Origin of the sequence: Paraburkholderia sp. J12 (assembly GCF_905220215.1) — a bacterium.
Taxonomy (GTDB): domain Bacteria; phylum Pseudomonadota; class Gammaproteobacteria; order Burkholderiales; family Burkholderiaceae; genus Paraburkholderia.
The window spans coordinates 121430-144251 of sequence record NZ_CAJMZC010000004.1; the positions used below are offsets into that span (position 1 = coordinate 121430).

A 22822-nucleotide genomic window follows, 5' to 3' on the forward strand; every position below is an offset into this window, starting at 1 on the left:
TCGGATCCGATTTAGCGGCGCCGGCGGGACCAGGTGCCGTATTCCCAGAATGACGAGGAGACGGCCACCGCACAGGTGCGGGGCTGCGATCCACTTTTTCAAACCGAGGTGCCGGACATGCTCAGCGTTCTTGCCAGAATCATCGACGTTGCCGCCATTGCTGTCGGCGCCCTGGTGGCGGCCGCCTTGCATCGCGGCCATTTAGCGCCGCTCGGCGACGTGGAGAGCGTGGCGCTCGCGTTCAACTGCCTGCTCGCAATCTGGATGTTCCCCGCGTTCGGCATCTACCAGTCGTGGCGCGGCAAGTCGCTCTACGACCTGTTTGCGCGCGTGAGCGCCGCGTGGCTCGCGGTGGAGGCCACCGGCATCCTGCTCAGCTTCAGCGTGCACCGCGCCGATTCGCTTTCGCGCGTCTGGCTCGTCTTGTGGGCCGTGGCGACGGTCGCATTCCTGATCGTTTCGAAGGCGCTGGTGTACATGGTGCTCAAGGGCCTGCGCCGCGAAGGGTATAACCAGCGCGACGTGGCCGTGGCGGGCGGTCATCGCTATGGCCGCTTTCTCATCGAGCAGATGAAGAGCCGCCCGGATGCCGGCTTCCGCCCGGCACTGCTGTTCGATGAGGACAGCGACGCTGATGGCGAGGCCGACGTGGATGGCGTGCCGGTGGAGCGCAATCTGCAGGCCATGCTCCAGCAGGTGCGCGAGCGCGGCATTCGCGAGCTCTGGCTCGCGCTGCCGATCTCGAAGGAACGCACGATTCACCGCATCGTGACGGAGCTGCGCCACGACTTCGTGAATATCCGCTTCATTCCAGACGTGCGCGCGCTCTCGCTCTTCAACCAGCCCGTGGTGGACCTGCTCGGCGTGCCGGCCATCAATCTTGCGGCTTCGCCGATCACGGACCTGCGCGTGCTGCCCAAGCGCGCCTTCGACTGCCTGTTCGCTGCCTGCGTGCTCGCCGCGCTCGCGCCGCTCTTCGCCGTGATCGCGATTGCCGTGAAGTGCGATTCGCGCGGTCCCGTGATGTTTCGTCAGCGCCGCAAGGGGCTCGACGGCAACGAGTTCGAGATCTACAAGTTCCGCTCGATGAAGGCGCATGCGGAAACGCAGGGGCAGGTCACGCAGGCGCGCCGCAACGATCCGCGCGTGACGCGCGTGGGCGCCTTCCTGCGCCGCACGAGCCTCGACGAGCTGCCGCAGTTCATCAACGTGCTCAAGGGCGAGATGTCGGTGGTGGGACCGCGCCCGCACGCGCTCGAACACGACGACATCTACAAGAACCTCGTGCGCGGCTACATGCACCGCTATCGCATCAAGCCGGGCATCACGGGCTGGGCCCAGGTCAACGGCTTTCGCGGCGAAACCGACCGCGTGGAAAAGATGCGCGACCGCGTGCGCTTCGATCTGCACTACATGCAGAACTGGAGCTTCACGCTCGACCTGAAGATCGTCGCGATGACGATGTGGAAGGGCTTCGCAGGACAAAACGCCTATTGAGGCGAAGCGCCTCGCGCCGCGCGCGAGGACAACGGGTAATCACACTTTGAGGTGGTCATGAATCTGACGATCATAGGCAGCGGTTATGTGGGTCTCGTCACGGGCGCGTGTCTTGCCGACATCGGTAACGACGTGTTTTGCCTCGACGTGGATGCACGCAAGATCGACCTGCTCAACGAAGGCGTCGTGCCGATTCACGAGCCGGGCCTGCAGGAGATCATCGAACGCAACCGGCGCGCGCGGCGCCTCACGTTTTCCACCGATGTCGCGGCGGCGGTGGCGCACGGCGACATCCTGTTCGTCGCGGTGGGCACGCCGCCCGACGAAGACGGCTCTGCCGACCTGCAATACGTGCTCGCGGCCGCGCGCAACATCGGCCGGCACATGAGCGGCTTCAAGGTGATCGTCGACAAATCGACGGTACCGGTGGGCACGGCGGCGCTCGTGCACGACGCCATCGCGGGCGAGCTGCGCCGGCGCGGCGAGACGCACATGTTTTCGGTGGTCTCGAACCCCGAGTTCCTCAAGGAAGGCGCGGCGGTGGAAGACTTCGCGCGGCCCGACCGCATCGTGCTGGGCTGCGCCGACGACGTACCGGGCGAGCGCGCGAAAGACCTGATGAAGCGTCTCTACGCGCCGTTCAACCGCAATCACGAACGCACGCTCTACATGGACGTGCCCTCCGCCGAATTCACGAAATACGCGGCGAACGCCATGCTCGCCACGCGTATTTCGTTCATGAACGAACTGGCCAACCTGGCGGACCGCGTGGGCGCCGACATCGAGGCCGTGCGCCGCGGCGTGGGCTCCGATCCGCGCATCGGCTACGACTTTCTCTACGCGGGCTGCGGCTACGGCGGCTCGTGCTTCCCGAAGGACGTGAAGGCGCTGATGCGCACGGCCGAAGACTTTGGCGAGCCGCTGCAGATCCTGCGCGCGGTGGAGTCCGTCAACGAGGCGCAAAAGCTCGTGCTCGCGCAGAAGATCGTCACGCGCTTCGGCTCCGATCTCACGGGCCGCACCTTCGGCGTCTGGGGGCTCGCATTCAAGCCGAATACCGACGACATGCGCGAAGCGCCGAGCCGCACGCTGATCGCCGAACTGCTTGCGCGCGGAGCCCGCGTGCGCGCCTACGATCCGGTGGCGACCGAGGAGGCGCAGCGCGTGCTCGCGTTCGATCTCGCCGCCGTGCCCGAACACCGCGAGCGGCTGACCTTCGTCACGGACGCGATGGAGGCCGCGAGCGGCGCCGATGCGGTGGTGGTCGTCACGGAATGGAAGGTGTTCAAGGCACCGGACTTCGAAACGCTGAAAACGCGTCTCAAGGCCCCGATCGTGTTCGACGGCCGCAATCTCTACGATCCGCCCGCGCTGCAGGAGCTCGGTATCGAGTACCACGCGGTGGGCCGAGCGAGCGCTGCGCAGTCGAGCCGCGCGCGGGCCGAAATCGCCGCGCGCGCGGGATCGCCGGCAGCGGCGGCGCCGGTGGTGCCGGCAGGTGCGGCCTGAGCGCGGCCGCTAGCAGGAATGAGGGAGGTGCCATGGTCAACGACGTGCTGATCGTCTGTCATGCCAACGTCTGCCGTTCGCCGGCGGCGGAGCAGCTGTTTCGCGCCGCTGCCCGCCAGGCAGCGGGCAAACATGCGCTCGCCCGGGAGGGAGCGATCCACTCGGCGGGTCTGCGTGCCCGCGAAGGCGACGACATGGATCCGGTGATGCAGCGCCTGCTCGCCGAGCGCGGCGTGGAGGTGGGCCCGCATCGCGCAAGAAGGCTCACGAGCCGGCTCGTGCGCGCGGCGGACCTCGTGCTCGTCACGGAATACCGGCAGGTGCTGGCCGTCGAGCGCATGGTGCCGACCGCGCGCGGCAAGGTCTATGCGCTCGGCAACTGGGAGAAATCGGACGTTGTGGATCCGCACGGCCTGCACGAGGGTGCGTATCTGGAGAGTCTCGAATTGATGGATCGAATGGTGAAGGGATGGTTGAGCCGCATATGCCAAGGATGAAACTCGCTTGTGTACTGGCGCTCTGCGCCTTCGTGTCGGCGTGCGCGACGGCGCCCGGCAATTATCTCGACACCTCGAACCTGCAGGAGCAGCCGTCCACCCAGACGCAGCAGCCGTACCCGGTGCGTGTGATCGATGCGCAGCTCATCGTGCAGCAGGCGCAGGCCGCTGCGTCGGCGCCGCCGCAACCGCTGCCGCCGTCGCGTTACGCGAGCCCCGCCGACTACGTCTATCACATCGCGCCGCAGGACATTCTGGGCGTGACGGTGTACGACCATCCCGAGCTCTCGACGCCGCAGGGATCGACCTTCTCGACGGGTGGCAACACCACGCAGACGCTCGGCCAGACGCTCACGCAGCCGTACACCAACGCGCTGCCGGGCGAGGCCGACCCCTATGGGCAGACCGTCGCCTCGGACGGCACGATCTATTTCCCGTTCGTGGGCCGCGTGATGGCGGCGGGCAAGACGCCCAGCCAGCTGCGCGACCAGATCGCGGCGCGGCTCGGCCCCTACGTGAAGAATCCGCAGGTGGACGTGCGTGTGCTCGCCTACCGCAGCCAGAAGGTGCAGGTGGCGGGCGACGTGAAGACGCCGGGGCCGCTCGCGATGAGCGACGTGCCGCTCACGTTGACGGACGCGATCACGCGTTCGGGCGGCGCGACCGATAACGCCGACATCAACCGCGTGCGCCTCACGCGCGACCACAAGCTCTATGTGCTCGACGCGAACCGCATGCTCCAGCAGGGCGACACGAGCCAGGACGTGATGCTGCAAAGCGGCGACACGGTCTACGTGCCGGATCGTTCGGACAGCAGAGTGTTCGTGATGGGCGAAGTGAAGACGCCGACCCAGGCGGGCCTCATCCGCGGCAGCTTCACGATTGCCGACGCGATCACGGCGGCGGGCGGCATTCTCGACACCGACGCGAATCCGCGCCAGGTGTTCGTGATGCGCGGCATGAAGGACAACCCCACGCATCCCGAGATTTACCGCCTCGACATGACGAAGCCGGACGCGATCATGCTGTCCTCCCATTTCGACCTGCAGCCGATGGACGTCGTGTATGTCGGCACCGCGGCTTCGACCACCTTCAACCGCCTGTTGCAGCAGGTTCTGCCCACCATCCAGTCCGTTTTCTACCTGAAGGAGATCGTGCAATGACGCGCGCGACACTCCGGATTCAGGCTGAACTGACGCAACACGAGACATGGGGAAACGTAACGTGAGCACGCAATTCACCCAGCAGGCGGCCCCCGCGGCCCGCACCGAAGAAGAGGACGTGGTCCTCGGCCAGTTGCTGCGCGTCATCCTCGACGACATCGGCTGGCTCATCGCCATCGCAGCGGCCGTGGTGGCCATCGCGGTGTTCTACTGCTATGTGGCCAAGCCTGTCTATTCGGCGGACACCCAGGTGCGCGTCGAGCCCTCCGACTACACGTCGCAGGCGCTCACGCAAACGCAGACGGGTGCCTCGGTCAACAGCGGCTCCTCCACCTCGCTGCCCACCGACGCCGAGATGGAGATGATCAAGAGCCGCAGCGTGATCGAGCCGGTCGTCAAGCAGTTCAAGCTGAACTTCTCGGTTGTGCCGGCAACGATCCCGGTGCTGGGCAGCCTCGCCAGCCGTCTCGCTACGCCGGGCGAACCCGCGAAGCCCTGGCTCGGCCTGTCCTCGTTCGCCTGGGGCGGCGAGGTGGCCGACGTGGATTCGGTGGAGGTGCCGCCTTCGCTCGAAGGCCAGAAGCTCACGCTCACCGCGCTCCCGAACGGGCGCTACGCGCTCACCGGCCCGAGCGGCGAACGCCTGCTGGAAGGCGCGGTGGGCGAGCCCGCCCAGGGCGACGGCGTGTCGATGCTGGTGAACAAGCTGGTCGCGCGGCCCGGCACGCGCTTCACGGTGGTGCGCATGAACGATCTGGATGCCGTGACGGCGTTCCAGAACGCGATCACGGTGCAGGAGCAGGGCAAGCAGACGGGCATAATCGACATCTCGCTCGAAAACACCGATGCGCAAGGCGCCGCCGATATCGCCAATGCGCTCGCGCAGTCCTATCTGCGCGAGCACGTGGCAACCAAGCAGGCCGACGCGGGCAAGATGCTCGACTTCCTGAGGAGCGAGCAGCCGCGCCTGAAGTCGGACCTCGAAAACGCCGAGGCCGCGCTCACGGCGTATCAAAGCAAGTCCGGCTCGATCGACGCCAGCGACGAAGCGAAAATCTATCTGGAAGGCAGCGTGCAGTACGAGCAGCAGATTTCGGCGATGAAGCTGCAGATCGCCTCGCTCGAACAGCGCTTTGGCGACCAGCATCCGGTTCTCGTCGCCGCACGCCAGCAACTGGCGCAGCTCGAAGGCGAGCAGCAGAAGTACGACACGCGCTTTCGCGATCTGCCCGCGACCGAAGTGAAGGCCGTGCAGCTCCAGCGCGATGCCAAGGTGGCCGAAGACATCTACGTGCTGCTGCTCAACCGCATTCAGGAGCTTTCGGTGCAGCGCGTGGGCACGGGCGGCAACGTGCATATCGTCGATGCGGCCATGCGCCCGGGCAAGCCCTCGAAGCCGAAGAAGCTGCTCATCATCTCGGCGGCGACGCTGCTCGGTTTGATCGTCGGCACCGGTTTCGTGCTGATGCGCCGCAATCTGTTCAAGGGCATCGTGGATGCCGACCAGATCGAGCGCACTTTCCATCTGCCCGTGTACGGCATCGTGCCGCTCTCGGCGGAGCAGTTGGCGCTGGAGAAGCGCGGTCCCGTGCGCGGCGGCACGCGCCTGCGCGAAGTGCTCGCCAATGCCTGCCCGAAGGATCTTACGGTGGAGAGCCTGCGCAGCCTGCGGACTTCGCTGCAGTTCAGCCTGATGGATGCGCGCAACCGCGTGGTCATGCTGACGGGTTCGGTGCCCGGCGTGGGCAAGAGCTTCCTCACGGCCAATCTGGCCGTGCTGCTCGCGCATTCCGGCAAGCGCGTGCTGATGATCGACGGCGACATGCGGCGCGGCGCGCTGGAGCGTTATCTGGGCGGCTCGCAGGAAAACGGCTTCTCGGAACTGCTTTCCGGCCAGATTTCGCTGGACGAAGCGATTCGCGCGACCGAAGTGGACAACCTGCATTTCATCTCGTGCGGCCGCCGCCCGCCCAATCCTTCCGAGCTGCTGATGTCGCCGCGACTCGATCAGTACATCGAAGGACTGTCGAAACGCTATGACGCACTCCTGATCGATACGCCCCCGGTGCTGGCCGTGACGGATGCGGCCATCATCGGCGGCCACGCGGGATCGACCTTCCTCGTGCTGCGCTCGGGCGTGCATTCGGAAGGGGAGATCGCCGATACGCTCAAGCGGCTGCGCACGGCGGGCGTGCGCGTGCAGGGCGGCATCTTCAATGCCGTGCCGCAGCGCGCACGCGGCAACTATGGCTACGGCTATGCGGGCGTGCAGGAATACCTGAGCGCCTGATGTCCGGCCTGATGTCTGCACGGATCGATCCGATCCTGAAGAACCCGGCGAAAGAACTACGCGGAGAACATGCAATGAGAGTGACCGTGCTCGTGCCCACTTACCGGCGCCCCGACGATCTGGCGCGCTGCCTGTCCGCGCTGCTGCGCCAGGCGCGCGTACCCGAGCAGATTGTCGTGGTGGCACGCGCCGACGACGCCGCCACCCACGCGTGCCTTGCCGACCACGTCACGCCGCGCGTGCTGAACGTGGACGTGGCGATCGTCGAAGAGCCGGGGCAGGTGGCCGCGCTCAACCGCGGACTCGAAGCCGCGACGGGCGACGTGGTCGCCATCACCGACGACGACGCCGCGCCGCGCGCGGACTGGGTGGAGCGCATCGCTGCCGCGTTCGAGGCCGATGCGCGCCTCGGCGCCCTGGGCGGGCGCGACTGGGTGCACGAAGACGGCCGCGTGCTGGACGGCGAGCGGGAACTGGTGGGCAAGCTCCAGCGCTCGGGCCGCATCGTCGGCAATCATCACCTGGGCGTGGGCGACGCGCGCGAAGTCGATCTGCTCAAGGGCGCCAACATGAGCTACCGGCGCGACGCGATTGCCGGACTGCGTTTCGACCGCCGCCTGCGCGGCACGGGCGCGCAGACCCATAACGACATGGCGTTCAGCATGAGCGTGAAGCGCGCGGGCTGGAAGCTCGTGTACGACCCGCACGTTGCAGTGGATCACTACCCGGCGCCGCGTCCCGGCGAGGACCCGCGCAATGCGCAGACACTCGCTTCCATGCGCAACGCGGCGTTCAACCTGCACCTGATCCTGCGCGGCCATCTGCCGCCACTGCATCGCGAGACTGCGTGGTGGTGGTACGCGCTCGTCGGCACGCGCGTCTATCCGGGCGTGCTGCTGGCGGCGCTGAGCGCTGCGGGCGGCACGCCACCGGGCGCCGCGCTGGCCCGCTGGCGCGCGGTGCGCGGCGGCGCGCGCGAAGCACGCCGCACGCACGCGTAAGCGGCGGCTGACGAATTTTACGGAGGACACCGAATGAGCAGAATGCAAGTCCACGTCCATCTTTTCTACGGGGCGGATCCGCGCCGTTATCGCAAAGGCGAGAATATCGGCTGCCTGTACGGCTACCATCACGCCGAGTCGGACGAGTTCGCGCTCGACTACTCCGAGGACGCGGACGAACGCGCTCCGATGCGCTTCCTGCGCCGCGCATTGAAAGCCACGCTCGGCTTCGATTTCATCCACACCTGGCGCAACCGCCGGGCGCTGCTGCGCTCGGACGTGATCTGGACGCATACGGAGCAGGAGCATCTGGCCGTGGCGTTGCTGTTGCTCCTGCACGCGAAGAAGGGGGGCGACCGGCCGCTTTTGCTCGCGCAGAGCGTGTGGCTGCTCGACCGCTGGGCGGGCTACGGCGCATTACGCCGTGCGCTCTATCGCCGCCTGCTGGCACGTGCCGATCTGCTTACCACGCTCGCGAGTGAAAACGCCGCACTGTGTGGCCGCTATTTCGGGCGCCACGCGCGCACGGTGCTCTACGGCCTCAATACCCACGACTTTCCGCTGTGCCCGCCTGCGCAGTGGCGGCCGCATGAACCCGTGCGCGTGGCCGCGATCGGCAACGACCGCGACCGCGACTGGACCACGCTCGTCGAGGCGCTCGGCCACGACGCGCGCTACGCGGTGCGTATCGCCACGCGGCGGCGCATGCCGTCTTCGGCGCGCGCGCCGAACGTGGAGATCGTGCGCGTTTCCGGCCTCCAGCAGCAGCGCGCGCTCTACGAGTGGGCCGACCTGATCGTCGTGCCGCTGCGGCCCAATACGCACGCTTCGGGTATTACCGTGATGCTCGAAGCCGCGGCGCTCGGCAAGCCGATGATCGCCACGAAGGTGGGCGCGCTCGACGACTACTTCGACGAGAAGGCCGTTTCGTGGGTCGCGCCGTTCGATCCGCAGCAGTTGCGCGAAGCGGTGAATGCGCTCGTTTCGCAGCCGGCGCGCGCGCTCGCTCAGGCGCGCGAAGCCTGCGACCAATTGCGCGAGCGCGATCTCACGACACAGCATTACGCGCAGCAGCACGTGCAGTTGACGCGCGAGATGCTGCTGGAGAACGAGGCTCGCCATGCGCGCGCCGCGTCGGCGGGCGGGACGCCTTCGGCTCGCCAGCTGCCGCGAGGGATGTGACGATGAGTACGCCAGGCACGGTTTCCAGCGTACTGCCGGGCGCATCTTCCGGAGCGCCCGCGCAAGGACCGCGCGCCTCGGGCCTGCGCCGCGCGCTGGGCCGCGACACGCTGCCGCCTCTGGCGCTGTGGCTGATTACGGCGCTCTTGATCGGGGCGCACCAGGGCACGGTGCTCACGCTCGCGTTTCCCGTGCTTTCGGTGGCGGTCGGTTTATGGCTCTACTTCGTGAACCCGGTGCGCTACATCGGCTTCATGTGGTGGCTGTGGTTCCTGAGCCCCGAAGTGCGCCGTCTGGCCGACTACGGCAAGGGCGCCTTCACGCCCACGAGCCTTATTCAGGTGGCGCCGCTCGCGGTCACGATGATCAGCGGCATCTCGCTCCTGCGCTACTACCCGCTGCTCGCGCAGCGCCGCGGCTTGCCGCTGCTGCTCGCGCTCCTCGGCATCGCCTACGCGTTCGTGGTGGGCGTCGTGGCGAACGGGCCGGCTGCGGCGGCATACGATCTCGCGAACTGGGTTTATCCGCTCCTGATCGGCTTTCACATCATGGTGCTTACGCGCCAGTATCCCGAGTGCCGCGACACCATCGTCAACACCTTCATCTACGGCATGCTCGTGATGGGCGCCTATGGCCTCGTGCAGTTCTTCGTGATGCCGCCGTGGGACGCCATGTGGATGATCGGCTCGGACATGAACTCGCAGGGCGATCCCGTACCGTACGGCGTGCGCGTATTCAGTACGATGAATTCGTCGGGGCCGTTCGCCTTCGCGATGATGGGGGCCATGGTGTTCGTGATGGCGGCGAAGCATCGCGTGCGCTGGGTGGCGGCCGCATTCGGCTTCTTCTCGTTCGCGCTCTCGCTCGTGCGCTCGACCTGGGGCGGCTGGGCCATCGCCATGCTGATCCAGCTGATGAAGTCCAGCAATCGCGTGCGCATTCGCATCGTCGCGAGCGCGTTCGTGCTGGCGGCGGTGTGCGTGCCGCTCCTGATGGTCGGCCCGGTGGCGGATCGCATGCAGCAGCGCCTCAATACCCTCACCAATCTCAGCGACGACCAGAGCTACGAGGCGCGTAACCAGTTCTATGCCGAGTTCGCGAAGACGGCGTTCACCGACGTCACCGGCGAGGGCCTGGGCGCCACGGGCGCTTCCACCAAGCTCTCCAGCAACAACGGCGAGCTTGGCAAGTACGGCAGTTTCGATAGTGGCGTGATGAATATTCCGTTCGTGCTCGGCTGGCCCGGCACGCTGCTTTACCTCTGCGGCGTGCTGTGGCTCATGGTGCGTGCGGTGCGCGCTGCGCTGCGCATGCCGGAAGACCGCTACGCCTGCGCGTGCCTGAGTCTCGCGCTGTCGATCTTCGCCATGCTCGTCTTTACCAACTCGCTCGTCGGCACGGGCGGGCTCTTGCTGTTTTCCAGCGTTTTTTCCCTACTCAGCGCGGGTCACTGGCGCAATCTGGCGCGCCGCCAGGCCGGCATCACGGAGGTTCCCGATTGAGAATCGCAATCGTCACGCATGTCGTGCGCCATAACGACGGCCAGGGGCGCGTCAATCACGAAATCGCGCGCGCGGCGCTCGAGGAGGGGTTCGACGTCACGCTCATCGCCTCGCACGTCGCGCCCGAGCTGCTTGCGCATCCGCGTGTGAAGTGGGTGCCGGTGCAGCCCTCGCGCGCATGGCCGACCAACCTGCTGCGCCAGCAGGTGTTCGCGCTCAGAAGTGCGCTGTGGCTGCGTCGACACAGAAGCGAGTACGACGTGCTGCACGTGAACGGTTTCATCACCTGGGCCCATGCGGACGTCAACACCGCCCACTTCGTGCACGGCGGCTGGGCCCGCAGCAAGTATTACCCGTTCGGGCTCACGCGCGGCGTGTGGTCGGCCTACCAGTACGTCTATACGCGTGCGAATGCCGTGCTCGAGCGCTGGGCTTACCGGCGCTCGCGCGTGATTGCCGCCGTATCCCGCAAGGTGGCGGACGAGATTCGCGCCTCGGGAGGCGATCCGGTGGAGCGCCTGGACGTGATCTACAACGGTGTCGACACGCGTGCTTTCGCAGCAGCCGGCGCCGACCGCGCGAACTTCAAGCTGCCGGCCGATGCGTTCCTGCTGCTCTTCGTGGGCGACCTGCGCACACCGCGCAAGAATCTCGGCACGGTGCTGCATGCCCTGCAGTCGCTGCCGGAGCGCGTGCACCTTGCGGTGGCGGGTTATCTGCCGGGCAGCCCCTATCCGGCGCTCGCGCAGTCGCTGGGGATTGCTTCGCGCGTGCACTTTCTCGGCCTCGTGCGCGAAATGCCCAAGCTCATGCGTTCCGTGGATGCCTACGTTTTTCCTTCGCGCTACGAAGCAATGAGCCTCTCGCTGCTGGAAGCGATGGCGGCGGGCCTGCCGGTCGTGACGGCCAGCACGGCCGGCGGCGCGGAGATTATCACGCCGGATTGCGGCATCGTGCTGGCCGATCCCGACGACGTGCCCGCGCTGGCGCACGCCGTGCAGCAACTCGCCGACGATACCCCGCGCCGCCGCGCGATGGGCGAAGCCGCGGCGCAACTGGCCGGCTCGTTCGGCTGGGCGCGCATGGCGGCGCAATACATTGCGCTTTACCGTCAACTGGCCGGCGATGCGAACGAGGAAGCGGTCGACCGCGGTTTCGCGGCTGCCGTACTGCCGAGCGCAGAAGCTCCCTGAAAAAAACTCCAGCAGAACAAGGACACACGCGATGACGACTCAATCCATTCATTCGTTGCAGATCGGCATGCACTGGTTCCCCGAACGCGCGGGCGGACTCGATCGCATGTATTACTCGCTCGTGGGCGCGCTGCCCGGCGCCGGCGTACACGTGCGCGGCGTGGTGGCCGGCTCGCCGAAGGTCGCGCAGGATAGCGGCGGGGCGATTCATGGTTTCGGCTCCGCGTCGCGCGCGCTGCCGCTGCGCCTGATCGCGGCGCGCCACGCGCTGCGGCGCGAGATCGAGCGCTATCGGCCCGACGTGATTTCCTCGCACTTCGCGCTCTACACCTTTCCGGGGCTCGACGTGACGCGGGGCATTCCGCAGGTCTCGCATTTCCAGGGGCCGTGGGCCGACGAAAGCTTCGTCGAAGGCGCGGCAACGCTTAGCCAGCGCATCAAGCATTATCTGGAGCAGTCGGTGTACGAGCGCTCTTCGCGTCTCATCGTGCTCTCGCGCGCATTCGGCGACATTCTCACGAAGCGTTATGCGATCTCGCCCGAGCGGGTGCGGGTCGTGCCGGGCTGCGTGGATACGGCGCAGTTCGATCCGCCTTGCACGCCTTCGGAGGCGCGCCTGAAGCTGCAACTGCCGCAAGGGCGCCCCATCGTGCTGGCCGTGCGGCGCCTCGTGCGGCGCATGGGGTTGGAGGACCTGATCGATGCAATCGCACAGATCCGCTCGCGCCATCCCGATGTGCTGCTGCTGATCGCCGGGCGCGGGCGCCTGGAAGCGGAGTTGCAGCAACGCATCGACGATGCGGGTCTCACCGACAACGTGAAGCTGCTCGGTTTCGTGCCCGACGCGCATCTGCCTTCGCTTTATCGCGCGGCCACGCTGAGCGTGGTGCCGACGGTGGCGCTGGAGGGCTTCGGGCTCATCACGGTGGAATCGCTCGCGGCGGGCACGCCGGTGCTGGTGACGCCGGTGGGCGGCCTGCCGGAAGCCGTGGCCGGTCTTTCCCCCGATCTCGTGCTGCCTTCCACGGGGGCGGCGGCGATTGCGGATGGGATCGACGGCGCGCTATCGGGGCGCATCAAGCTGCCCGACGCCGAGACCTGTCGCGACTACGCGCGCAATCACTTCGATAACGCGGTGATCGCGAAGCGCGTGGCGGCCGTGTATGCGGAAGCGATTGGCGCTGCGAACGGCGTGCACTGAACGAGGGGCGGTCTGGAGCCGGCGCCACGGCACCGACTTCGGAACCGCTCGTTAGAGGGGATGGCGGCGCGCGTCTTCGTACATCCAGCGCAGCGTGTCTTCGAGCCGCACGCGCTCCGTGTCTCCAATCGCGGCGGCGAGCTTCGCGTTCGATCCCACGAGCTTGCGCACCTCGTTAGCGCGCACGAAACGCGGATCGACCTCCACGTCGATGACGTAGCCGGCGATCTTCGAGAGCGTGTCGAGCACCGAGTGCAGCGTCCAGCCCTTGCCGGAGCAGACGTTGAAAGTCTCGCCGCGCGGCACGGCTTCGACCAGGCGCGCGTAGGCATCGACCACGTCGCGCACGTCGGAGAAGTCGCGGCTCACGTCGAGATTGTCGAGCGAGATCGAGCGCGCACCGCGTGCGTAGTGCGAAACGATCTTGGGCAGCAGGAAATCGCCGTCCTGGCCCACGCCCGTGTAGTTGAACGGCCGCGCGATCACGATGGGCAGTTTCGACAGCCAGTGCTTCGCCACGTACTCCATCGCAAGCTTGCTGACCGCATAGTCGTTGGCGGGCTGCGGCGAAACGTTTTCGTCGATCACGCCCTGGGTGGCGTTGCCATAAACGTTCGCACTACTGGCGATGAGGACGGCGCGCGGTGCCTGCGTCATGCGCGAAAGGGCATCGAGCAGATTGCGCGTGCCGACCACGTTCACCACGTAGGTGCGGGCAATATCGGCATTCGTGACGTTCGCCACGGCCGCGAGATGCACGACGATTTCGGGCTGCACAGCCTCCACGGCGTCGGCGAGCGCGCGTTCGTCGAGCAGGTCGGCGGCAATGGGCGTGGTGTCGGCCGGCACGCGCTCCTGGCTGCGCACCGTGCCCCAGACGCGATACCCGGCGGCGGCGAGGCGTGCAGCCATATAGCGCCCCGTGAAGCCGCCCATGCCGGTAATCAGCGCGCGGGGCGCGCGGCGGGTGTCAGAACGTGTCATGGGTTTCGTTGCGTGCAAGATCGGCGGCCACCATCATCTGGCACAGCTGTTCCAGCGTGGTCTGCGGCTGCCAGCCCAGTTCGGTGCGGGCCTTGCCGGCGTCGCCGATCAGGAGGTCCACTTCGGCCGGGCGGTAGAAGCGCGGGTTCACGCGCACGAGCGTGCGGCCGTTCGAAATGTCGATGCCGGTCTCGCGTTCGCCGCGGCCCGACCATTCGAGCTGGTAGCCCGCTGCCGAGAAGGCCATCGTGACGAAGTCGCGCACCGTTTCCGTGCGACCCGTGGCGAGCACGTAGGTGTCGGGGCGGTCGGCCTGGAGCATGCGCCACATGCCTTCCACGTACTCGGAGGCGAAGCCCCAGTCTCGTTTCGCGTCGAGATTGCCGAGTTCGAGCACGGACTGCTTGTCGAGCTTGATCTTGGCCACGGAGTCGGTAATTTTGCGCGTCACGAACTCGCGGCCGCGCAGCGGCGATTCGTGATTGAAGAGGATGCCGCTCGTGGCGAAGATGTCGTAAGACTCGCGATAGTTCACGGTGGACCAGTGCGCGAACAGCTTGGCGATGCCGTAAGGGCTGCGCGGATAAAACGCGGTCTCTTCGCATTGGGGCACGGCGCGCACCTTGCCGAACATTTCGGAGGTGGAGGCCTGGTAGAAGCGCATGCGCGGATTCACCACGCGAATCGCCTCGAGCAGATTGAGTGCGCCGATGCCGGTGACTTCGGCGGTCGTGACGGGCTGGTCGAACGAGACGCCCACGAAGCTTTGCGCCGCGAGGTTGTAGACCTCGTGTGCATGGGTACGCTCGAGCAGGCGCAGGGTGGAACCCGCGTCGGTGAGATCGTGCTCGACGAGTTCGAGCCCGGGGTGGTCGAGGATGCCGAGTTCGCCCATGCGCCAGAAGTTCACCGAACTCGTGCGCCGGTAGGTGCCGGTGACGCGATAGCCCTTGTCGAGCAGCAGACGCGTGAGGTAGGCGCCGTCCTGGCCGGACACGCCGGTAATGATGGCTTTACGTTGTTCGTTCATGGAGTCTGCCTTGGTTGGGTGAAACGACGAGAAGTCGAAGGGCCGGAATGCATGGCGCGTTCGGGGGCATTCAGGGGCGCGGGCCGGACGCACGCGCGGCGGCCAGGGTGTCGTGCATGGCGGCGGGTTTGGTGCGGGGGCCGCGCGTGAGGCGTTTTTCGAACAGGAACCAGCTCGCGCTCGCATAGGCCAGCGTGAGGGCGAGCGCAATGGCGGCGCTTGCATAGCGCCCGTGACCGAGCGGCCACACCGCATAGAGGAAGGTGAGGTGGATCAGGTAGATCGTGTAGCTGATCGTACCGATATACACCAGCACGGGATGGCTCAGCATGCGCAGCACGAGGCCTTTGGCCTGCAGCGCGATCACGACGGTCGAGGTGCACAGCACGAGCGAGACGCTATAAAGCAGCGCGTTGGAGAGCGGCGTATTGGTGGCGCGAAAGCGCGGATAGTGCAGATGCAGCCAGGCGAGCGTGGCGAGCGCCGCGAAGAAGAAAACCACGGCGACGGGCTTGAACGGTTCGAGCGCGTGGCGATCGCGCCGCACGAGCACGGCCAGGAGTGCGCCGGCCGCGAGCAGATCCATGCGGAACGGCGTGAGGTAGTAGATCGGCCAGTAGCTGTCGAACCACGGAGTCGCCACGGCGCGCAGGACGGGCACCAGCAAGATCAGCGCGGCGGCTACGAGGGCCAGCAGGCGCTCGGGCAGAAGCAGCACCACGAAGGGCCAGAAAATATAGAACTGCTCTTCCACCGCGAGCGACCAGAGGATGTTCAGGCTGTCGTGGCCGCTTTGGCCCAGCGCGTCGCCGATATTGGTGGCGAAGAACGCATACCAGGGCCAGTAGTGGGCCCAGCCGAAGCCGAACAGCGCCGAGGAGACGGCGAGCAGCAGCACGTAGGGCGGCAGGATGCGGCGCGCCCGGCGCGCGTAGAAGTAGCTGAAATACGATTGCCCGCGGGCCTTGCGTTCGAGCAGGATGCCGGTAATCAGAAAGCCGCTCAGCACGAAGAAAAGATCGACGCCCATCCATAACGGCGCGCGCAGCGCATGCTGCGCGAATACGGCCATCACGGCGATCGCGCGCAGCCCGTCGAGCTGGACGATGCGATGGGAAGACGGTGAGGGATTTGCGAAGCTCGTAACGGTCATCGGGTATCCGGTGGATGCAGGCTCAGACAGTCCGGATCATTCTAGGAAGAATTAAATTCGCAAAAATCGGCGAAATATATTCGGAATGTAATAGGCAATAAAAATCGCCATGGATGGAAATTGTCGCTATTGAGGAAGCGCCGAAGGGAAGAAGGAAAGAATGACCTGTACGGATCGAAACGTGAATTTCTGACCGGCAAGATCAACGCGATATCGATGCAATATCGGTGAGAAGGGAATGCCGATGCATCGAAATAGCACTGAATTTTTTTGAATTATTTTCGCTTTTTTCGGGGCGATTTTTCTTCGTGGTTGTACGGCATGATCCGGACAGATTGCCGTAAACCCGAACGGAGGAATTGCCTTGCCCGCATCGAGTCCCGGTCGCCGCATCAAGAGGCCGTTGGCGCTAGCCGCACTGTGTGCGTTCGTCTGCACGTCGTCGGTTCAGACCATCGCCGCGCCGCAACTGAACGTGACCACCTCGTGGATCGGCAATACCTACGGCTATGGCCAGGGCACGTGGACGCAGATCAATATCACCGCGATCGCCGTGACGCCCGAAGGCAAAGTCTATACAGACGCGCCGTGGGACGAGAGCGGCGGCGAGATCAGCGCGTACCAGAACGGTAAGGCGCTGGGCTTCGCGGGCGGCACGCATGGGTGGGGCGGCACGGGCGGCAACGCGGTCGCAGTGAACCGCCACTATCTCTATGCGGCCGTGGGCGTGGGCAATGAGAAGGGCAAGCTCGTCGGCAACGGCATCTGGCCGGCGAAGGGGCATCAATGGATCGGCGTCACGCGGCGGCCCATCGACGAACCCAAACGCGCCGCGGCGTTTGCGGCTTCGCCCGAGCCGCTCAATCCGCATGCACAGCTTGCGGGCGCATTTCTGCGCATCAACGACGTGACAGGCGATGCACATGCCGACATCGGCGGACTCGCCGCCACCGATTCGACGCTCTATGTGAGCAACACGGCGATGAACCGCATCGAGGTGTACGACGCCAATACGATGCAGCGCGAGGCGCAGTGGGACGTGCACGAGCCGGGACACATCGCGATTGCCGGCGATGGATCGCTGTGGGTGCTCACCGGCACGCTGACCGATCGTGCACCGCGCGTCGCGCACCTGACGGCCCAGGGCAAGCCGATTGCCCCGGACACGCTGGCGCTGCCGGCCGATACGGTGGCCGTCGATCTCGCCGTCGATCCCCAACAACGCCTGCTCGTTGCCGACAATGGGCCGCGGCAGCAGATCCTCATCTATACGCGCAACGGCGGTGCATATGCGCAAAGCAGCACGCTGGGCGAGCGCGGCGGAATTTTTTCGGGTGTCGCGGGACGGCCTGGACCTGGGCGCTTCAACGGACTGACCGGTGTGGCGACGGATGCACGCGGCAATATCTACGTCTCGACCAATGGGATTGGGCCGCGTCACGACACCATTGGCGCGGGGCTGGGCGCCACGCTCGAGAGCTATACGCCCGAGGGCAAGCGCAACTGGATCGTAGAGGGCCTGCTGTTCGTGGATGGCGCGTGGATGGACCCGCAGCGTCCCAATAGCGTCTATACGGGCAATAAGCGCTTCGAACTGGACCTCTCGAAGCCGCCCGGCCAGGACTGGCGTTACGCAGGTTTCCTTTCCAATCGCTTCCGTTATCCCGACGACCCGGTTTTCCATACGGACCAGTGGCCCGGATTGCCCACGGCGCGCGCGCTGAACGGCCACACGTTCCTCTACCTCACCGACATGTATGCGGATCACCTGAAGATCTACCGCTTCGATCCGCAACACGACGGCGAGGTGGCGATTCCTTCGGGTTTCATCGCAGGGCGCGAGCGGCCGGTGCTGCGCGTGCCGAACGCACCGCCGGGCGGCGACTGGATCTGGCGCGACACCAACGGCAACGGTGCCTTCGATGCCGCCGAATTCGCGCGCAATCCCGGACCGGACCGGTTGGGCGGCGGCTGGGGCTGGTGGATCGACACGCGCGGCGACATCTGGCGCGCCCGCGACGACAAGGGTATCTGGCGCCTTCGTTTCGGCGGCCTCGATGCGAAAGGCAATCCCATCTACGGCTACGACAAGCTCGACAAATACGCGGTGCCGGCGCCGTTCACGGAGGTGCACCGCGCCATCTACGAACCGGAAACCGACTCGCTCTACGTGACCGGCTACACGGCCGATGCGCCGCACGATCCGGGCTTCTGGAAAGAAGCGGGCCGTGTGCTGGTGCGTTACGACCACTGGTCGGGCGGGCACCCCGATCAGCGTTACCTGTTGCGGTTGCCGTGGGATCCCGGTGCGAAGCCGCCCGTCACGCCGGCAGGCCTCACGGTCGAAGGGCGCTACGTGTTCGTGGTCGAGCCCGCGGGCAACGTGCATGTGTACGACAAGGAGAGCGCGAAGGAGATCGGCACCTTCGGGCCGGGGCAGGAAGTGGGCAACGCCTCGGGATGGGTCGACGTGCCGTTCGGCATCAGCGCGCACCGGCAACCCGATGGCGAGTACCTGATCTTCGTGGAGGAAGATGCGCGCGGCAAGGTGCTCATGTATCGCTGGAAGCCGGCCTGACGGCAGCCGCTACGGCAGTTGCTACGGAAACCGCCACGGAAACACCATGGATAAACGCATACTGCGCAACGTCGCGATCAACCTGTTTGGCCTCGTGCTGCCGACCTTCGTGTCGCTCGTCACGGTGCCTTCGTATATCCGTCTGCTCGGGGTCGAGCGCTATGGCGTGATCGCGCTCGTCTGGACGCTGATCGGCTACTTCAGCGTGCTCGATCTGGGCATGAGCATGGCCGCGCAGAATCACATTTCGAAGGCGCATGCCTCGGGCGATGCCGAGGCATGCGAGCGCGTGTTCTGGAGCGCCTTCTGGCTCAATCTCACGACGGGCGCGATCGGCGGGGTGCTGATCTATTCGGGCGGCGCGCTCTATACGGCCTATTTCACGCATGTTTCCGCCGAGCTGCGCCACGAGGTCTATCGCGCGCTGCCGTGGCTCGCGGTGGCGATACCGATCGCCAATGTCTCGTGGGTGTTCGCGGGCGCCATCAACGGCGCCGAGCGCTTCGGCATCTACAACACCAACCAGACCATCGGCACCTTCCTGTTCCAGTTGTTGCCGCTGGCCGCCGCCTGGGCCGTCGCGCCGAACCTGCAGACCGTGCTGGCCGCCGCCGTGTTCGCGCGGTTCGTGGCGGCCGTGCTGCTGGGGCGCTCGGCGCTGCGCGTGCTCTCCATTCGCACGCTGCGCGGGCCGCGCTTCGACACCTCGAAGGCGCTCTTCAACTTCGGCGGCTGGATGCTGATTGCGAGCATCACGGGCATGGTGGCCGACTCGCTCGACCGCATGATGCTGGGCGCCGGGCTGGGTGCGCGCTTCGTGACCTACTACACCGTGCCGCAGAACCTCGTCACGCGCCTGAATCTCGTGCCGAACGCGCTCGTGCGCACGCTCTTTCCGCGTCTCTCAGCGCTGGGCCGCGATCATGCCGACGAGATCGCGGCCCAGTCGCTCCAGTTCCTCAACGCGGTGTTCACGCCGGTTGCCATCGGTGCGATCGTCGTGCTCGAGCCGTTCCTGCGCGCGTGGGTGGGCCCCGATCTGGCGGCGCACGGTGCGCCGGTGGGCCGCGTGCTGATCGTGGCGGTGTGGCTGATCGGTCAGGCGAGCGTCACGCGCGTGCTGATCCAGGCACAAAACAATCCGGCCGCGACAGCGCGCGTCGGGCTGATCGAGTTGCCGCTCTTCGCGGGTCTGCTGTGGCTGTGCATCGCGCGCTACGGCTTGCCGGGCGCCGCGGCCGCCGTGCTCGCGCGTTCGCTGTTCGACTACCTGGTGCTGCTGTACCTCTCGCGCATTCATGGCCGCCTGATTCTGGTGGACATGTTCGCACACCTGAGTTTTCTGGCCGCTGCGCTCGCCTGCGCGTGGTGGCTGCCGGGCGCCGCGTTCGCGATTGGCGCGGGCGTCGTGCTGGCACTGGCGAATGCTCTCTGGTCGGTCGCGACCACGCCGGTGCTGCGCGGCTATGTCCGTTCCCTCCTGTTTCGCCTGAATCTACGGAAAAGCGCATGAGTCACGAACTGATCGACGAAGCGGCGCGCACCGAAAGCGCGGCCGCACCTGCCTTGCGGCGCGAGCAGATTGCGAGCAAGGTCATCAAGAAACGCGGCGAGTCCGGGGCCGCCATCGTGCCAAGGGCGGCACGCGCGCCGCGCGTGGCGATCGTGCACGACTGGCTCGTCACCTATGCCGGCGCCGAGCGGGTGCTGGAGCAGATCATCGCCTGCTTTCCCGAGGCCGATCTCTTTGCGGTGGTCGATTTCGTCGAGGAAAAGGATCGCGCCTTTCTGCACGGCAAGCGCGTCACGACCTCGTTCATCCAGCGGCTGCCGCTCGCGCGCAAGAAGTACCGCACGTGGCTGCCGCTCATGCCGCTCGCCATCGAGCAACTGGACGTTTCGGCTTACGACGTGGTGATCTCCAGCAGCCATGCCGTGGCCAAAGGCGTGCTGACCGGGCCCGACCAGTTTCACTTGAGCTACGTTCACTCGCCCATTCGCTATGCGTGGGACCTGCAGCACCAGTATCTGCAGGAGTCGCAACTCACGCGCGGCACGAAGTCCGTGCTGGCGCGGCTCATCCTGCACTACATCCGCAACTGGGACGTGCGCACGGCCAACTCGGTCGATCAGTTCGTGGCGAACTCGGAATTCATCGCGCGGCGCATTCACAAGGTGTATCAGCGCGACGCCGCCGTGGTGTATCCGCCCGTCGATATCGAGGCCTTCGCGCTCGAAACGCGCAAGGACGACTTCTATCTGACCGCCTCGCGGCTCGTGCCGTACAAGAAGATCGATCTGATCGTCGAAGCGTTCGCGCGCATGCCCGAGCGCAAGCTGGTGGTGATCGGCGACGGGCCCGACATGCAGAAGGTGCGCGCCAAGGCTACGCCGAACGTGGAGGTCATGGGCTACCAGCCGTTCGCAGTGCTGCACGATCGCATGCGCCGGGCGAAGGCCTTTGTGTTCGCAGCCGAGGAGGACTTCGGCATTTCCGTGGTCGAAGCCCAGGCATGCGGCACGCCGGTGATTGCATACGGCAAGGGCGGTGCGCTGGAAACCGTGCGCGAAGGCACGCGGCCCACGGGACTTTTCTTCGAAGAGCAGCGCGCGGAAGCGATCATCGCGGCTGTCGAAGCGTTCGAACGCGAACCGGGTTACTTTCGGCCCGAGGATTGCCGTGCGAACGCCGAGCGTTTTTCCGCGGCCCGGTTTCGCGAGCAATTGTTCGCGCGCGTGGCGCAGGCCGTGCCCGAGATCGGGTATCGGGATACGGCACGGCCGCAAGCGGTGCCGGATGCGCAGAATGAAGTCGATGCACCCGACGCACCGCGCGTGCTCGCCATCGACCAGAGCGGCGTGCTGGGCGGCGCGGAACTCTCCCTGCTCGAAGTGGTGAAGGGGTTGCGCTCGCGCATCGAGGTGCTGCTCTTCAACGACGGCCCGTTTCGCGAGGCGCTGGCAGCAGCCGGCGCGCGCGTGGACGTGCTCGATTCGGGTGCGCTGCGCAACGTGCGCCGCGACGGCGGCGCGGCCCCGCGACTCGGCGTGATCGCGGGAATTGCCGCGCTCGTGCGCGAGACTCGCCGCCGTGCCCGCACGGTCGACGTGCTCTATGCCAATACCCAGCGCGCCATGGTGATCGGCGTGCTGGCGGGGCGGCTCTCGCGCAAGCCTGTGGTCTGGCATCTGCGCGATATCGTGAGCCCCGAGCACTTCGGCCGCGTGCAGCGTATGGTCATCAAGGGCTGCGCGAAACTCGGCCTGGCGCATGTGATTGCCAACTCGCACGCTTCGGCGCGAGAGTTCGTGCAACTGACGAATTTCGACGAGCGCCGTATCGACGTCGTGCACAACGGCGTGGACGAGGCGCCGTTCCGCGCGCTCGACCGTGTTTCGCAAGGAACGCTGCGCGCGCAGATCGGCCTGCCGGTCGACGCCTTTCTCGTGGGGGCGTTCAGCCGGCTCGCGCACTGGAAGGGCCAGCATGTGCTGCTCGAAGCACTGCGTCACGATACGCGCTTTCATGCCGTGCTGGTGGGCGCGCCGCTGTTCGGCGAAGACGCTTATGCCGAGGAGCTGCACGCGTTCGTCAAGACACACGGGCTGGAAAGTCGCGTCCACTTCCTCGGCTTTCGTCACGATATCGCCGCATGCATGCGGGCGATGGACGTGATTGCCCACACGTCGATCACGCCCGAACCGTTCGGGCGCGTGATAGTGGAGGGCATGCTGGCCGAACGGCCCGTCGTGGCTTCGCGCGACGGCGGCGTTACGGAGATCGTGGAGCACGGCGCGAACGGACTGCTTTGCACGCCCGCCGACGCTGCCGAACTGGCCGCTACGCTGGTTTCGCTCCACGACGATGCGGCTCTGCGCGAGCGGCTCGCCGCCGCTGGCCTTGCCGTCGCGCGTGCGCGCTTCGGCAAGGCCCAGTACGTGGAAACGGTGGATCGCGTGCTGGGGGAAGTGGTGAAGCGCGGCCGCTAACGCGGTTGTCCGGGAAGTCCGTGGGCGCCCGTTGCGACGGGCGCTTGTCGTT

Annotated in this window: 16 protein-coding genes; 13 read left to right on the top strand and 3 right to left on the bottom strand. The window is 66.3% G+C overall.

What is annotated here, in order from left to right; translation table 11 throughout:
- Positions 1-117 precede the first annotated feature (117 nt).
- From U5760_RS11650 to U5760_RS11695, 10 genes are all read left to right on the top strand, one after another.
- Complete coding sequence (locus U5760_RS11650) at positions 118-1497, top strand: undecaprenyl-phosphate glucose phosphotransferase (RefSeq protein WP_322011887.1); 1380 nt, start codon at positions 118-120, stop codon at positions 1495-1497.
- Between the two features lie 57 nt (positions 1498-1554).
- Positions 1555-3006, top strand: a complete 1452-nt coding sequence (locus U5760_RS11655) for a UDP-glucose/GDP-mannose dehydrogenase family protein (protein ID WP_322011889.1) — start codon at positions 1555-1557, stop codon at positions 3004-3006.
- 32 nt (positions 3007-3038) lie between these two features.
- Complete coding sequence (locus U5760_RS11660; RefSeq protein WP_322011891.1) at positions 3039-3503, top strand: low molecular weight phosphotyrosine protein phosphatase; 465 nt, start codon at positions 3039-3041, stop codon at positions 3501-3503.
- Positions 3491-4666 (top strand): polysaccharide biosynthesis/export family protein, encoded by a 1176-nt coding sequence (locus U5760_RS11665; protein ID WP_322011893.1) that lies wholly within the window; start codon positions 3491-3493, stop codon positions 4664-4666. Before U5760_RS11660 ends, U5760_RS11665 begins: the two co-directional genes overlap by 13 nt.
- Before the next feature lie 61 nt (positions 4667-4727).
- The gene (locus tag U5760_RS11670) at positions 4728-6956 is read left to right on the top strand and encodes a polysaccharide biosynthesis tyrosine autokinase (RefSeq protein ID WP_322011894.1); all 2229 of its coding nucleotides are present in this window, start codon (positions 4728-4730) and stop codon (positions 6954-6956) included.
- Between the two features lie 74 nt (positions 6957-7030).
- The gene (locus U5760_RS11675; protein WP_322011895.1) at positions 7031-7957 is read left to right on the top strand and encodes a glycosyltransferase family 2 protein; all 927 of its coding nucleotides are present in this window, start codon (positions 7031-7033) and stop codon (positions 7955-7957) included.
- A gap of 33 nt (positions 7958-7990) precedes the next feature.
- Positions 7991-9139, top strand: coding sequence for a glycosyltransferase (locus U5760_RS11680; RefSeq protein WP_322011897.1), 1149 nt, complete (start codon positions 7991-7993; stop codon positions 9137-9139).
- Between the two features lie 2 nt (positions 9140-9141).
- Entirely contained in the window at positions 9142-10641 is a 1500-nt protein-coding gene (locus U5760_RS11685; RefSeq protein WP_322011899.1) for a glucose-6-phosphate isomerase, read from the top strand.
- The gene (locus tag U5760_RS11690; RefSeq protein WP_322011901.1) at positions 10638-11834 is read left to right on the top strand and encodes a glycosyltransferase family 4 protein; all 1197 of its coding nucleotides are present in this window, start codon (positions 10638-10640) and stop codon (positions 11832-11834) included. Before U5760_RS11685 ends, U5760_RS11690 begins: the two co-directional genes overlap by 4 nt.
- Positions 11835-11865: 31 nt before the next feature.
- A complete protein-coding gene (locus U5760_RS11695; RefSeq protein ID WP_322011902.1) occupies positions 11866-13035 on the top strand; it encodes a glycosyltransferase family 4 protein in 1170 nt (389 codons plus the stop codon).
- A 51-nt stretch (positions 13036-13086) separates the two neighbouring features.
- Here U5760_RS11695 and U5760_RS11700 read toward each other — a convergent pair whose 3' ends face one another.
- The 3 genes from U5760_RS11700 to U5760_RS11710 form a co-directional block, all read right to left on the bottom strand.
- Positions 13087-14019: an NAD-dependent epimerase/dehydratase family protein gene (locus U5760_RS11700; protein ID WP_322011903.1), complete on the bottom strand. Its 933-nt coding sequence runs from the start codon at positions 14017-14019 to the stop codon at positions 13087-13089.
- A complete protein-coding gene (gene gmd / locus U5760_RS11705; RefSeq protein ID WP_322011904.1) occupies positions 14006-15049 on the bottom strand; it encodes a GDP-mannose 4,6-dehydratase in 1044 nt (347 codons plus the stop codon). The genes U5760_RS11700 and gmd overlap by 14 nt, the downstream gene beginning before the upstream one ends.
- A 70-nt stretch (positions 15050-15119) precedes the next feature.
- Positions 15120-16202 carry an acyltransferase gene (locus U5760_RS11710; protein WP_322011906.1) on the bottom strand — a complete coding sequence of 361 codons (1083 nt, stop codon included), beginning with the start codon at positions 16200-16202 and terminating at the stop codon, positions 15120-15122.
- A 418-nt stretch (positions 16203-16620) separates the two neighbouring features.
- On the opposite strand from U5760_RS11710, the gene U5760_RS11715 reads away from it, so the two are divergent.
- The 3 genes from U5760_RS11715 to U5760_RS11725 are packed head-to-tail and all read left to right on the top strand — an operon-like array spanning position 16621 to position 22770.
- Complete coding sequence (locus tag U5760_RS11715; protein WP_415914095.1) at positions 16621-18780, top strand: hypothetical protein; 2160 nt, start codon at positions 16621-16623, stop codon at positions 18778-18780.
- A gap of 46 nt (positions 18781-18826) precedes the next feature.
- A complete protein-coding gene (locus tag U5760_RS11720) occupies positions 18827-20293 on the top strand; it encodes a flippase (protein ID WP_322011907.1) in 1467 nt (488 codons plus the stop codon).
- Positions 20290-22770 carry a glycosyltransferase family 4 protein gene (locus U5760_RS11725; protein WP_322011908.1) on the top strand — a complete coding sequence of 827 codons (2481 nt, stop codon included), beginning with the start codon at positions 20290-20292 and terminating at the stop codon, positions 22768-22770. Before U5760_RS11720 ends, U5760_RS11725 begins: the two co-directional genes overlap by 4 nt.
- The last annotated feature ends 52 nt before the right edge of the window (positions 22771-22822 follow it).

What these genes read in the sequence shown, in the direction of transcription:
- U5760_RS11650 (WP_322011887.1), top strand. Translation starts at nt 118, where the DNA reads ATGCTCAGCGTTCTTGCCAGAATCATCGACGTTGCCGCCATTGCTGTC.
- U5760_RS11655 (WP_322011889.1), top strand. Translation starts at nt 1,555, where the DNA reads ATGAATCTGACGATCATAGGCAGCGGTTATGTGGGTCTCGTCACGGGC.
- U5760_RS11660 (WP_322011891.1), top strand. Translation starts at nt 3,039, where the DNA reads ATGGTCAACGACGTGCTGATCGTCTGTCATGCCAACGTCTGCCGTTCG.
- U5760_RS11665 (WP_322011893.1), top strand. Translation starts at nt 3,491, where the DNA reads ATGCCAAGGATGAAACTCGCTTGTGTACTGGCGCTCTGCGCCTTCGTG.
- U5760_RS11675 (WP_322011895.1), top strand. Translation starts at nt 7,031, where the DNA reads ATGAGAGTGACCGTGCTCGTGCCCACTTACCGGCGCCCCGACGATCTG.
- U5760_RS11680 (WP_322011897.1), top strand. Translation starts at nt 7,991, where the DNA reads ATGAGCAGAATGCAAGTCCACGTCCATCTTTTCTACGGGGCGGATCCG.
- U5760_RS11685 (WP_322011899.1), top strand. Translation starts at nt 9,142, where the DNA reads ATGAGTACGCCAGGCACGGTTTCCAGCGTACTGCCGGGCGCATCTTCC.
- U5760_RS11695 (WP_322011902.1), top strand. Translation starts at nt 11,866, where the DNA reads ATGACGACTCAATCCATTCATTCGTTGCAGATCGGCATGCACTGGTTC.
- U5760_RS11700 (WP_322011903.1), bottom strand. Translation starts at nt 14,019, where the DNA reads ATGACACGTTCTGACACCCGCCGCGCGCCCCGCGCGCTGATTACCGGC.
- gmd (WP_322011904.1), bottom strand. Translation starts at nt 15,049, where the DNA reads ATGAACGAACAACGTAAAGCCATCATTACCGGCGTGTCCGGCCAGGAC.
- U5760_RS11710 (WP_322011906.1), bottom strand. Translation starts at nt 16,202, where the DNA reads ATGACCGTTACGAGCTTCGCAAATCCCTCACCGTCTTCCCATCGCATC.
- U5760_RS11720 (WP_322011907.1), top strand. Translation starts at nt 18,827, where the DNA reads ATGGATAAACGCATACTGCGCAACGTCGCGATCAACCTGTTTGGCCTC.
- U5760_RS11725 (WP_322011908.1), top strand. Translation starts at nt 20,290, where the DNA reads ATGAGTCACGAACTGATCGACGAAGCGGCGCGCACCGAAAGCGCGGCC.